This is a genomic window from Kitasatospora sp. NPDC059817 (genome assembly GCF_042731835.1).
Classification (GTDB): domain Bacteria; phylum Actinomycetota; class Actinomycetes; order Streptomycetales; family Streptomycetaceae; genus Kitasatospora.
Genome location: NZ_JBHWIR010000215.1, coordinates 1 through 11,803 on the forward strand (window position 1 = coordinate 1; position 11,803 = coordinate 11,803).

9 protein-coding genes are annotated in these 11,803 nt (G+C 74.1%); 5 read left to right on the forward strand and 4 right to left on the reverse strand.

Translation table 11 applies throughout. The features are described from left to right. Positions 1-93: 93 nt before the first annotated feature. Complete coding sequence (locus tag ACFV61_RS30785) at positions 94-2,451, reverse strand: glycosyl hydrolase family 18 protein (RefSeq protein ID WP_380495177.1); 2,358 nt, start codon at positions 2,449-2,451, stop codon at positions 94-96. Positions 2,452-2,735: 284 nt separating this feature from the next. Here ACFV61_RS30785 and ACFV61_RS30790 point away from each other — a divergent pair, with 284 nt between their 5' ends. Genes ACFV61_RS30790 through ACFV61_RS30800 form a run of 3 tightly spaced genes read left to right on the forward strand, consistent with a single transcriptional unit; the run spans position 2,736 to position 5,206 of the window. Further along, positions 2,736-3,383, forward strand: coding sequence for a class I SAM-dependent methyltransferase (locus ACFV61_RS30790; RefSeq protein ID WP_079136135.1), 648 nt, complete (start codon positions 2,736-2,738; stop codon positions 3,381-3,383). 47 nt (positions 3,384-3,430) lie between these two features. Then, a complete protein-coding gene (locus ACFV61_RS30795) occupies positions 3,431-4,108 on the forward strand; it encodes a hypothetical protein (protein ID WP_380495180.1) in 678 nt (225 codons plus the stop codon). A gap of 51 nt (positions 4,109-4,159) precedes the next feature. Continuing rightward, complete coding sequence (locus ACFV61_RS30800) at positions 4,160-5,206, forward strand: hypothetical protein (protein WP_380495182.1); 1,047 nt, start codon at positions 4,160-4,162, stop codon at positions 5,204-5,206. A 12-nt stretch (positions 5,207-5,218) separates the two neighbouring features. Here the strand turns inward: ACFV61_RS30800 and ACFV61_RS30805 are convergent, their stop codons facing one another. Continuing rightward, positions 5,219-7,432 carry a hypothetical protein gene (locus ACFV61_RS30805; protein ID WP_380495184.1) on the reverse strand — a complete coding sequence of 738 codons (2,214 nt, stop codon included), beginning with the start codon at positions 7,430-7,432 and terminating at the stop codon, positions 5,219-5,221. A 373-nt stretch (positions 7,433-7,805) separates the two neighbouring features. On the opposite strand from ACFV61_RS30805, the gene ACFV61_RS30810 reads away from it, so the two are divergent. After that, complete coding sequence (locus ACFV61_RS30810) at positions 7,806-8,393, forward strand: TerD family protein (protein WP_063350626.1); 588 nt, start codon at positions 7,806-7,808, stop codon at positions 8,391-8,393. A gap of 50 nt (positions 8,394-8,443) precedes the next feature. Here ACFV61_RS30810 and ACFV61_RS30815 read toward each other — a convergent pair whose 3' ends face one another. Then, positions 8,444-10,105 carry an ABC transporter permease gene (locus tag ACFV61_RS30815; RefSeq protein ID WP_380495187.1) on the reverse strand — a complete coding sequence of 554 codons (1,662 nt, stop codon included), beginning with the start codon at positions 10,103-10,105 and terminating at the stop codon, positions 8,444-8,446. Further along, positions 10,102-11,028, reverse strand: a complete 927-nt coding sequence (locus tag ACFV61_RS30820; protein WP_063350628.1) for an ABC transporter ATP-binding protein — start codon at positions 11,026-11,028, stop codon at positions 10,102-10,104. The genes ACFV61_RS30815 and ACFV61_RS30820 overlap by 4 nt, the downstream gene beginning before the upstream one ends. A gap of 95 nt (positions 11,029-11,123) precedes the next feature. On the opposite strand from ACFV61_RS30820, the gene ACFV61_RS30825 reads away from it, so the two are divergent. Then, positions 11,124-11,663, forward strand: coding sequence for a MarR family transcriptional regulator (locus ACFV61_RS30825; RefSeq protein WP_107452980.1), 540 nt, complete (start codon positions 11,124-11,126; stop codon positions 11,661-11,663). Positions 11,664-11,803 lie beyond the last annotated feature (140 nt).

Sequence of the window (11,803 nt, forward strand, 5' to 3'; positions counted from 1 at the left end):
CCGTCTGCGCGCGGTCCCCCCCCTCTCTCACCCCCCGCCCCCCCCGCGCCCCCCCCGCCGACCACCCGCCCCCCCCCACCGGTGTGCGGGGCGTCAGCGCAGGCTGCCATCCATGGAGTTGAGCAGCGTGCCGGAGGCGTCGTCGTTCTCCAGGGAGAAGGCGAACAGGCCGCCGAGGCCCTTGCTCTTGGTGTAGGCCCCGCGCGCCTGGATGGCCTGCGGGGTGTCGCCGGTCCAGAAGTTGGTGCCGTCGTAGACCCAGCTGCTCTCGGTGACCGGGTCCCAGTGGGTGGTGGCGGCGGTCGGGTTGAGCTCCTTCCAGGCGGCCAGTCCGGCCTCCTGGCTCAGCGGCTTGGCGGCCGTGGGGCCGGTCGCGCTCTGGTACAGGCCGTAGTTGGAGCCGGCCGGGACGCCCGTCCAGCCGCGCCAGTAGAACGGGATGCCGAGCACCAGCTTGTTGGCGGGGAAGCCGCCGGGGATGCCGTACTCGGGCAGGCCGGTGGTGTACGCGGCGAGCATGGTGTCCACGTTGTACTTGCGGGTGCCGGGGGTGATCGGCGTGGTCGGGTCGGCCGGGCTGTCGTGCAGCGGGTCCTGGTGGTTGGTCGGGCCCTTGGCGTCCCAGGCGCCGTGCATGTCGTAGGACATGACGTCGGCGTAGTCGAGGTAGTTGCCGATCTTGTCGGTCTCCAGCTGGGCGATCTTGTCCTGGCCGCTGGGCAGGGCCGCGGACAGCAGGTAGCGCTTGCCCTGGGCGGAGCCGAGGGCGTCCAGCTGGGTGCGGAACTCCTTGAGCAGGAGGGTGAAGTTCTGCTTGTCGGCGGGGGAGTAGTGGTTGCCGGTGTGGCCGCCGGCCGAGCCCGGGTACTCCCAGTCGAGGTCGACGCCGTCGAAGATGCCGGCCGCCGTGGCCGCGCCGCCGGAGGCGTCGCCCGCGACGCCGGTCGGCAGGTTCCCCTTGAGGAACATGTCGACGCAGGAGGAGGCGAAGGTCTTCCGGGAGGCGTCGGTGGCGGCCGCGTCGGAGAAGTACTTGGAGTACGTCCAGCCGCCGATCGAGATGGTGAACCGCAGGTTCGGGTACTTGGCCTTGAGCTGGCGCAGCTGGTTGAAGTTGCCCTTGAGCGGCTGCTCCCAGGTGTCGCTGCTGCCGTCCACGCTGGTGCCGGAGTTGTAGTCGGACTGGTAGTCGGCGTAGGCGTCGCCCGCGCCGTCACCGGCGTTGGGGTTGTTCTCGTTGGTCGAGTCGGAGGCCTTCACCGCCTGGAAGCAGGTGAGCTTGGTGGGGTCGATGTTGGCGAACGCGTAGTGGATGACGTCCAGCTTGCCCGCGGCGCCGCTGGTGTCGACGTTCTTCGGGTAGTACGCGTTCTCGTAGACGCCCCACTGGTCGAAGTAGGCCGAGCGGACGGGCTGTTGCGCGGGCGCGGCGGCCGTCGTGGTGCTCACCGCGGCGGACTGGGCGGAGGCGTGGGAGCCGGAGTAGCCCTGGACGCTGAAGGTGTACGCCTTGCCGGGCAGCAGCGAGCTGACGGCGACGGAGGTGCCCATCGAGGTGGCGACCAGCTGGCCGTTGGACCACACCTTGTAGGCGATCGGGCCGTCGCCGGTGGTCAGGGTGGAGGGCTGCCAGGTGAGCACCACGGCGCCCGCGGTGACCTTGCTGACGGCGACGCCGGTGGGCGTGGTGACCTTGCCGTCCCCGGCCGGGCCGCTGGCGGTGGCCGTCGCGGTCGGGCTGCCGGATCCGGTGGGGCTGCCGCTGGCCGTCGGGCTGCCGCTCGTGGTGGGGCTGGTCGAGGCGGTGGGGCTGCCGGACGCGGTCGGACTGCTGGACGCGGTGGGGCTTCCGGAGGCCGTCGGGCTGCCGCTCGCGGTGGGGCTGCCGGTGGAGGTGGGCCCGGCCGGGCCGGTGAGGCTGAGGTCGTCGGCGTAGTAGGCGCCGGTGCCGTACCAGCCGTGGGTGAAGACCGTCACCGAGGTGGTGGTGGCGCCGGTGGTGAAGGTGGTGCTCAGCTGGTTCCAGCCGGTGCCGCCGGGCGTCCAGACCGAGGAGTTGACGCCCGTCCCGGTAGCGCCGAGGTAGACGTAGCTGCCCTGGACGAAGCCGGACAGGGTGTACGTGGTGTTCGGCTGGGCGGTGACGGTCTGCTGGCACTGCGCGGTGTCGGAGGCCGAGGCCGCGCCGCCGAGCGCGTAACTCCCGCCGTGCACCGGGGTGGTGACGACGGAGCCGTTGGCGCAGGTCCAGCCGGCCAGGGTGCCGGCCTCGAAGTCGCCGTTGGCCAGCAGGTTCACCGGGGCGGCCGAGGCGGGGCTGAGGGTCAGGGCGAGGGCGGCGCCGCTGGTGCTGAGCGTGGCGGCGAGGGCCAGGGCCATGGCCCGTCTGCGCGGAGCGGTCCGGCGCCCGGCGGCCTGGGCGGGCCGTGCGGGCATGACGCGGTCGTGCATGCGGTGTGTCCTCCGGATGTGTGGGGGTTCCGGCGGTGCGTGGCCCGGGTGGGCCGGGGGAGCCGCCCTGGCGCTGTGGGGGCGCGCGGGCAGGTGGAGCGTGCCGATGTACGGACGGCGGGCGCGGCGGGCCGGCTGACCCGCTCGCGTCACGACATCACAGATTGGACTGGACCAATATTCGCCGTCAAGGGTGTCCGCCCGCTGGACCGTTCCGGGCCGCCGCCGCCCGGGCCCGGTAGGTTGACCGCTGCGGAGCAGGCCCGCCGAACGGAGGACTCGCCATGGACAGCCAGGACTGGGACGACCGCTACGCCGCGACCGAGCTGGTGTGGGGCGCCGAGCCCAACCGCTGGGTGGTCCGCGAACTGGCCGGCCTCACCCCGGCCCACACCCCCGGCCACGCCCTCGACCTGGCCGCCGGCGAAGGCCGCAACGCCATCTGGCTGGCCGGCCGGGGCTGGGAGGTCACCGGGCTGGACTACTCCGCCGTCGCCCTGGAACGCGCCGAGCGGCTCACCGCCGACCTGCCCGACGAGGTCGCCGACCGGCTCACCTGGCGGCACGGCGACGCCCGCACCTTTGAGGCCCCCGCCGCCGGCTACGACCTGATCCTGGTCGCCTACCTCCAAGTCCCCGCCCAGGACCGGCGGACCGCGCTGCGCCGCGCCGCCGCCGCGCTCGCTCCCGGCGGCACCCTGCTGGTGGTCGGGCACGACCTGAGCAACCTCACCGAGGGCGTCGGCGGCCCGCAGGACCCGGCCGTGCTGTTCACCCCGGAGGACGTCCTCGCCGACCTCGCCGACCGCGGCCTGCGCACCGTCCGGGCCGAACGGGTGCACCGGACGGTCGGCCCGGAGCCCGGGCACAAGGGCGAGGGCGACGGCGTCGCGGTCGACGCGCTGGTGCGCCTGGAGCGGGGTGCCGAGTGATGACGGGGCGCCGAGTGGCGGGAGACCAGGTGATGAGGGGCCGAGTGATGGAGCACCGAGTGGCGGCGCGGCCGGCCCGGCGCACCCTGTTCACCGGCCTGGCGATCGCCGCTCCGGTGCTGCTGGCGGGCTGCTCGGCCTCCTCCGGCAAGGCCGGCAAGAAGGCGGGCAAGGACGCCGGCGCGGCCAGGGCGAGCGACGCGGGCGGCGAGGCCCTGGTGATGATCATCCGCCACGGCGAGAAGCCGGACGGCAACCACCCGGGACTGGACGAGAACGGCGGCCACGACGGCAAGTCCCTGACCGAGCGCGGCTGGTCCCGCGCCCGGGCGCTGCCCACCCTGTTCGCCCCGCCCGCCCCCGGCCTGCGCACCCCCGTCCGGATCCTCGCCGCCACCGACCAGGGCCCGCTGGCCGGGGCGCACCGGATGCGGCAGACCGTCACCCCGCTGGCCGCCAAGCTCGGGCTGACCGTCGACACCGGGTACGCCGAGTCCCAGGAGACGGCGCTGGCCGGCGCCGCCCTGGCGGGGCCCCAGCCGGTGCTGATCTGCTGGGAGCACTCGCGGATCCCGCGGATCGTCGAGGCGCTCGGCGCCGCCGGCAGCGGCGCGCCCGCCACCTGGCCGGACCGCTTCGACCTGGTCTGGGTGTTCGCCCGCCCGGCCGGCGGGGCCTGGACCTTCCAGGAGGTCCGCCAGCACCTGCTGGACGGCGACGCCTGATCCGCCTGCCGGCGTACGCGATGTGACGAAGAGTCAACTAGCTTGTGAGTCATGAGAATTCGCGCGTTCTTCGCCGCCGCGGCCGTCACGGCGCTGCTGCTGTCCGGCTGCGCCGAATCCGGCTCCGAGGGCGGGCCGCAGCCCCGGCCGACCCGGGCCAGCGGCGCGCCGCCGACCGGGGGCGAGCGCCGGGCCGACGGTGCCGAACTGCTCTACCGGGCCGAGGGCGGTCGCAGCGCCCAGAACCCCGCCTTCGCCCCGGACGGCCGCTCGGTGCTGCTGACCGAGTTCAGCGAGGGCTACAACAAGGGCGCCGCCGCCCTCGGGGTGCTGCCGCTGGACGGCGGCCGCACGCCGCAGAAGGTCCTGGAGGATCCCGACAAGGCGGCCGTCAACCTCCCGGGCACCAGCTGGAACGCCGCCACCGGCGCCTTCACCTTCGCCACCGACCGGGAGTCCGGCCACGACGAGGTCTGGCTGATGACACCGGGCGGCAGCCCCGAGCGGGTCACCCGGCACGAGGACGGCAGCGGCTACAGCGAGCCGAGCTTCTCCCCGGACGGCGCCTGGATCGTCTTCCAGCAGAGCTGGGAGCCGGAACACGCCGCCGTGCACGGCGACGACGCCGAACAGGACTCGCTCTGGAAGGTCCGCCGCGACGGCGGCCCCCCGGTCCGGCTGGTCGACGGCAAGGGCACCGGCACCGACAACCGGCAGCCGAACTGGTCGCCCCGGGGCGACCGGATCGTCTTCCAGCGGCGTGCCGCCGGCAGTGAGAACTGGGCGCTGTGGACGGTCGGCGCGGACGGCACCGGCCTGCGCCAGGTCACCGACGTGCCGGGCGAGCACACCGATCCCACCTGGTCCCCGGACGGCCGGTACCTGGTGTTCTCCTCCAACCTCGGCGACCTGCCGAACGCCCAGGTCTTCGTGGTCGCGGCCGACGGCGGCCGCCCCGTCCGGGTGACCGGCGACGACGGCTCGTACGACGGCGCGCCGAGCTGGTCCCCGGACGGGAAGTGGATCGCCTTCGAGTCCGCCCCGGGCGGCGAGGCCAACCCCGCCGCCCTCTGGCGCATCCCCGCGCCCGCGCTTTAGGACCGGACAGACCTAGCCCGCCGTCACCGTCACCACCGAGTACTGCACGACGGTCAGCGGCACGCTGACCGTCGCTCCCGTGACGGTGTACGGGACGGGCTTGGGCGTCGGGTCGGTGCCGTCCGGGGTGGCGACGGTGACGGCCGTGACGGCGGCGCCGGCCGGGAGGGCGTAGGAGAGCGTGCAGTTGGCGGGCGTGGTGCGGAAGGCCGCCGGGGTGTCGCCGAAGTTGGTGAAGTTCACCAGGTGGACGACGGTGTCGTTGCCGAGCCGCCGCGCGTCCAGGAAGATCCGGCGGTCCCCGGCCAGGGTGACGGCGGGCGGTGCGGACTGGCGGACGGGGGCGAGCAGTTGGTCGGCCGAGGCCTGGTCGGTCTTGGTGAGGTAGCTGAGCCCGGCCCGGTTGCGGACGTACCAGCAGGTGCCGCTGCCGTAGGCGTTCTGCTTGGCGGCCGGCAGCGGGCTTCCGCGGCGCAGCCCGAGCACGTCGGAGAGGGCGAACTCGGTGCGCTGGCCGCCCAGTTCGTCGAGCGCGGTGGGCGCCGGGCCGGTGATCACGATCGTCCCGCCGGCCGCGACGAAGCCCCGCAGCACGGCCGCCTCGGCGTCCGAGACCGCCTGGAGGTCGGGCAGCAGCAGCACCTTGAACCGGGCCAGGTCGGCGGCGGCCAGGCCGGGGCTGGGCACCGTGTCGAACGGGATGTGCGCGTACACCAGCGCCTTCACCGCGCCCCGGAACTCGCCCAGCCAGGGGACGGAGGCGCAGCTCTGCTCCGGGTCGTCGCCGCCCCACCAGTCGGCGATCCCGGCCGGCGCGGTCGCGTTGACGTACATCCCGATGCCCGCGCCCGGGCTGACGTAGTCCCGGGACGGGCTGGAGTGGTAGACGCCGACCTGGGCGGTCGAGGCGGCGTTGTAGAGCCGCTCCTGGTTGGTCTGGACGAAGCGGTACATCCGGGCGCGCATCGCCGCGTCCACGGTGTCGTTCTTGTACGGCGTCTTCACCTCGTAGGGGTTGCAGCCGGCCGCGATCAGCTGGGACATCACCAGCGAGGCGTCGTCGGCCTGCCATCCGTAGGAGAACGCCCAGGCGGGCTTGGTGCCGCTGGCGCCGCGCGCGTACTTGTACATCGAGATGAGACAGACCCAGTCGGAGGCGGTGGCGTGCCGCATGCCGTCGTAGTTGCCGAGGATGTCCACCTCCCAGACCTGGCTGACGGCGCCCTCGGCCTGGCGCAGGTAGCCGCCGTCCAGGCCGATCGAGGTGGCGTAGCGGTAGTCCATCGAGACGGTCTCGACGAAGGTGACCAGGTCGGGGTTGACCGCGCGCCCGGCGGCGGCGATGTCGAGCTGGAACTGGAGCAGGTTGCGGTGGCGCCATTCGACGTAGCGGCGGAACACCGGGTCGGCGAAGTCGGCGGCCTTGGGCAGGGCGAGGCCGGTGTCGGCCTTGAAGGCGGCCGCGCCCCAGGTGGAGGCGTCGCACCAGGAGAGTACGCCGTCGAAGTAGATCGGGACGTCCGGCCAGATGCCGTCCACGCCGGTGGCGGCCACGCCCTTGATCCGCTTGAGGTAGTAGTCCCGCCAGGGCGAGTTGGGGCTGAGCCAGACGCTCTCGTCGCCCGGGTCGACCCAGACCACCACGCTGCCGTAGAACACGTTGGGCTTTCCGGCGAGGTCGCGCTGCACCCATGCGCCGCCCTGGTCGTTCTTGTAGAACGAGCGGCCCTTCTCGCCGCCGGGGGAGATCAGCTCCAGGGAGGGGTAGTACATGACGACCTTCAGACCGGCGGCGTGCGCCAGGCCGGTGAAGGTCTTCACCTCGGCCATGTGGGCCGCGAACTCGGCGTCGGTGAGCCAGTTGGAGAGCAGGGTGTCGAGTTCGATGACGCTGACGTTCTGCGCCTTGAGGGCGTCGACGGCGCTCTGCATGTCGGCGGGCTCGTTGAAGGTGCCGTCGCCGGCGCGGGCGAACCGGGCCCAGTCCGGCCAGGGCTGCGCCGTGGCGGCGGCGCCCGGGAGGGGTGCGGGTGCGGGCGCGGACTCCGGTACGGGCGCGGGCGTGGGCTCCGGGGTGACGGCCCAGGCCTGGCCGCCGGGCAGCAGGCGGACGGCGGCGAGCGCGCCGCCGGTGCCCAGGCCGGCCCGCAGCAGGCGGCGGCGGCCGAGGCGCGAGGTGGTGGCGGCGGTGGCGGGTGCGGGCGGTGTTCCTTCGTGCTCGGACATGGTGGTCCCCCCAGCGTGGGTTGGCGGATCACGGGAACGTGCGAGGAACGCTCGGTGCGTCGGCGGCCGTTCTCCCCGGTCGGCGGCGCCTCCGAGCCGACCCTAGACCGCGTGCCGCCCGCCTGTTCGGCCCCTGTTCGCGGCTACGCCAGACGTCGGATCGCCGGTTGCCAGGTTGACCGAGCCGGATTGCGCGCCCGCCCCGCGCAAGCTCCTCCCCGGGGCGCTTGACAGTGTGCAGACCGCCCCCGGTGGTGACGGCGGGGGGAGCGCGGGGTAGGGGTGCTGGGAGCGCGCCGGTCGGATGATCATAGAAGTTCGACAGTGCTGTAGATTCACGGCACGGAGCGGCGGCAGGGACGAGGAGGGCACGATGAGCGTTTCGCTGGCCAAGGGGCAGAAGATCAGCCTGGAGAAGCCGGGCGGCGGTCAGCTGAGTGTGGTCCGGATGGGCCTGGGCTGGAAGGCCGCGCAGCCCAAGGGCTTCTTCGCCAAGCTGCTGGCCGCCGGTCGGGAGATCGACCTGGACGCCTCGGCGGTGCTGTTCTCCCAGGGGCGGCCGGTGGACGTGGTCTTCTTCCAGCACCTCAACAGCAATGACGGTTCCGTCCGGCACAGCGGCGACAACCTGGTCGGCGGCGCGGGCGACGCGACCGACGACGAGTCGATCACCGTCGACCTGACCAAGATGGCCGCCGAGGTCGACCAGATCCTCTTCACCGTCAACTCCTTCACCGGCCAGACCTTCCAGGAGGTCGAGGCGGCCTTCTGTCGGCTGGTCGACGAGCAGACCGGCGCCGAACTGGCCCGGTACACGCTCACCGGGGGCGGCCCGTACACCGCGCAGATCATGGCCAAGGTGCAGCGCACGCCCACCGGCTGGCAGATGACCGCGATCGGGCAGCCGGCCAGCGGGCGGACCTTCCAGGACCTGATGCCGGAGCTGGTCAAGCACCTGTGACCCGGTCCGGGGCCGGCCCGCCGCGGCCGGCCCCGTCGCGGGCCTCGATGTCAGCGCACTTCCAGGTCGCGGCGCCGGAACCCGGCCAGCGCCAGGGCGATCAGGGCGGCCGCGACCAGGGTGAGCGCCGCGAGCGGCGTCCAGTCCATGGCGGCTGCCGGGAGCCGGGGCACCTGCCCGAACGGGGAGAGCCGGTCCAGCCCCGCCGGGAGCTTCAGCAGCGGGCCCAAGTACCCGATCACGAACGCGTACGCCGGCACCAGCCAGGCCAACTGCGTCGCCCGGGGCAGCCAGCCGTACACGGCGGCGGCGAAACCCACCGTCACCCACTGGGCGGGCGCGAACGCCAGGGCCGCGCCGACCAGTCGCGGGAACGCGCCGGCGTCACCGGTGGACAGCGCCCCGGCCAGGCCGAAGCCCACCCCCGCCGCGAGCAGCACCGCGGTCGAGCCCAGCAGCGCCGCCGCCAGGTGCCCGCCCAGCCAGCCGGACCGGGACACCCCGGTGGCCAGCACCGGCTCGGCCCGCCCGGCGCTCTCCTCGGCGCGCGGGCGCAGCGTCGCCAGCACCGCGTAGACCGCGCCGACCACCGCCACCACCAGCAGGGTCATCGCGGCGAAGGAGTCGGTGAGCGAGCGGCCGCCGAGCCGGGCGAGGGCCTCCTTCAGCTGGTCGACGTCCTTGACCATCGCGTCGGCGCCGCCCAGCAGTGACCCGTACATCGCGCCGAGCAGCAGCAGCGCGACCGCGAAGCCGCCCAGCAGGCCGCGGTGCAGGCGCAGGGCGAGGCCGAGCGGGGTGCCGAGGGCGGGGCGCGCGGTGGGCGGCCCCGGACGGGCGGCGCGCAGGCCGGCGCCCACGTCCCGGCGGGTGCTCAGCGCGAAGCCGGCCGCGCCGGTGACGACGGTCAGGGCGAGCGCGGGCAGCAGCGGCCACCAGTGGTCGTCCACGAAGGGGTAGCTGCGCTGGAGCCAGCCGATCGGGGAGGCCCAGGAGAGCCCGTTCGACCCGGCGTCCCCGGCCGCGCGCACCGCGTAGGCGGCGCCGAGCACCGCGAGGGCCAGCCCGGAGGCCGTCCGGGCGTGCGCGGTGACCTGGACGGCGACGGCGGCGACCGCCGCGAACAGCAGTCCGGCGGCGGTGGTCGCGGCCCCGAACAGCAGCGCGCCGCCGGTGCCGAGCCCGGGGACGCCGAGGGCGGGCAGCCCGGCGGCGAGCAGCAGGCCGAGCGCGAGGTCGGCGACGGCGGCGGCGCCCAGGGCGGCCGCGAGCTGGGCGTGTCGGCCGACGGCGGCGGAGCGGACCAGCTCGGCCCGCCCGCTCTCCTCCTCGGCCCGGGTGTGCCGGGCGACGGTCAGCACGCTCATCAGCCCGGCCAGCACCGCCAGCAGGCCGAGCAGCCGGTGGCCGAGCATGGCGCCCCAGGTGTAGTCGGCCAGGTAGTGCCCGGGGCCGGTCATGGCGAGGACGGCTGAGCCGGCGGAGGCGTGGGCGATCGAGGCGCGGTCGGCGGCGGTCGGGTAGAGGGTGTGCACGCTGTTGGCGCTGGCGAGGGTGAGCAGGCCGAGGCCGAGCACCCAGGCGGGGAGGCGGAGCCGGTCGCGGCGCAGGGCGAAGCGGAGCAGCGTGGCGGTGCCGGCCAGGGTGGTGTGCGGGCGGGGTGGGCGCGGGGCCGTGGCGGGCGCGCTGGTCGCGGTGGTGGTGGCGGTCATCGGGCGGCCTCGCCGTCGAGCGGGTGCCCGTTGGCGGCCAGCTCGTCGCCGTAGTGGCGCAGCATCAGCTCCTCCAGCGTGGGCGGATGGCTGACCAGGCTGCGCAGTCCGGCCTCGCCGAGGCGGCGGATGGCGGCGTCCAGGTGGGCGCCGTCCACGGCGAAGTGCACCCGGGCGCCCTCGGTGCGGACGGCGTGCACGCCCTCCAGCGTCTCCAGTCCGGTGACGGGGCGGTGGGTCTCGGCCTCGACCGTGGTGCGGGTGAGGTGGCGCAGTTCGCCGAGGCTGCCGGTCTGCACCACCCGGCCGTGGCGGATGATGCTGACCCGGTCGCCGAGCTTCTCCACCTCGTCCAGGATGTGGCTGGACAGCAGGACGGTCCGCCCCTGCCGCCGGGCCTGGAGGACGACGTCCTGGAAGACCACCTCCATCAGCGGGTCGAGGCCGGAGGTCGGCTCGTCGAGCAGCAGCAGTTCGGCGTCGGAGGCGAGCGCGGCGACGATGGCGACCTTCTGCCGGTTGCCCTTGGAGTAGCTGCGGCCCTTCTTGGTGGGGTCGAGGTCGAAGCGCTCGATCAGCTCGTCGCGGCGGCGGCGGTCGAGCCGGCCGCGCAGCCGGGAGAGCAGGTCGATGGCCTCGCCGCCGGTGAGGTTGGGCCACAGTTCGACGTCGCCGGGGACGTAGGCGAGGCGGCGGTGCAGTTCGACGGCGTCGTGCCAGGGGTCCTTGCCGAGCAGTCGGGCGCTGCCGCCGTCGGCGCGCAGCAGACCGAGGAGCACCCGGATGGCGGTGGACTTCCCGGCGCCGTTGGGCCCCAGGAATCCGTGCACCTCGCCGGTCTCGACGGTGAGGTCGAGGCCGTCCAGCGCGGTGGTCCGGCCGAAGGTCTTGCGCAGGCCGGTCAGGGTGATTGCCTTCGTCATGCTGCTGAAGCTACCGTAGTTTCAGAAAAACGTGAATATTGGGAAGGCGTTAAAGTTCAGTCGAGTTGTTGATCACCGGAGAGGGGAAGGCGCGCGTGGTGGAGCGGGAAGCGGAGCAGGGGCGCGACGAGCAGGCGGTGTCGGACTTCGTCGAACGGTTCGCGGCCGAGCTGGCGTCCGCGGGCATGGGCCGGATGCCGTCCCGGCTCTTCTCCTGCCTGATGGCCGAGGAGAGCGGCGTGCTGACCTCCGCCGAGCTCTCCGAACGGCTGCGGATCAGCCCGGCCGCGGTGTCCGGCGGGATGCGCTACCTCATCCAGATCGGCCTGGCCGCCAAGGAACGCGAGCCGGGCTCGCGGCGCGACCGCTACCGGGTGCTGAACGACGTCTGGTTCGAGTCGCTGACCCGGCGCGACGAGTACCTGCTGCGCTGGGTGCGGGTGCTCAGGGACGGCGAGGCCACCGTCGGCGCGGGCACCGTCGCGGGGGCGCGACTGGGGGAGAGCGCGGCCTTCTTCGCGTTCATGGTGGACGAACTGCACGGCATGCTCGCGCGGTGGCGGGTGCACCGGGAGGGGCTGGGGCCGGGGGCGCTGCCGGGGGCCGGGGCCGGGGCCGGGTCGGATCCGGCGTAGGGCTCGGTCTCGGTCTCGGTCTCGGTCTCGGGAGCGTAGCGGGCGGGGCGGGGAACGCGGAGGGGGGGGGGCGGCGAGGGGCGGGGGGGGAGGGGCGGGTGGGGGGGGGGGAGCCCCGTCCGCATTGTCCGAGCTAATGA

Excerpts from the sequence above, each read along its gene's own strand:
- ACFV61_RS30805 (WP_380495184.1), bottom strand. The coding sequence starts at position 7,432 with ATGTCCGAGCACGAAGGAACACCGCCCGCACCCGCCACCGCCGCCACC.
- ACFV61_RS30795 (WP_380495180.1), top strand. The coding sequence starts at position 3,431 with ATGGAGCACCGAGTGGCGGCGCGGCCGGCCCGGCGCACCCTGTTCACC.
- ACFV61_RS30785 (WP_380495177.1), bottom strand. The coding sequence starts at position 2,451 with ATGCACGACCGCGTCATGCCCGCACGGCCCGCCCAGGCCGCCGGGCGC.
- ACFV61_RS30790 (WP_079136135.1), top strand. The coding sequence starts at position 2,736 with ATGGACAGCCAGGACTGGGACGACCGCTACGCCGCGACCGAGCTGGTG.
- ACFV61_RS30815 (WP_380495187.1), bottom strand. The coding sequence starts at position 10,105 with ATGACCGCCACCACCACCGCGACCAGCGCGCCCGCCACGGCCCCGCGC.
- ACFV61_RS30810 (WP_063350626.1), top strand. The coding sequence starts at position 7,806 with ATGAGCGTTTCGCTGGCCAAGGGGCAGAAGATCAGCCTGGAGAAGCCG.
- ACFV61_RS30820 (WP_063350628.1), bottom strand. The coding sequence starts at position 11,028 with ATGACGAAGGCAATCACCCTGACCGGCCTGCGCAAGACCTTCGGCCGG.
- ACFV61_RS30800 (WP_380495182.1), top strand. The coding sequence starts at position 4,160 with ATGAGAATTCGCGCGTTCTTCGCCGCCGCGGCCGTCACGGCGCTGCTG.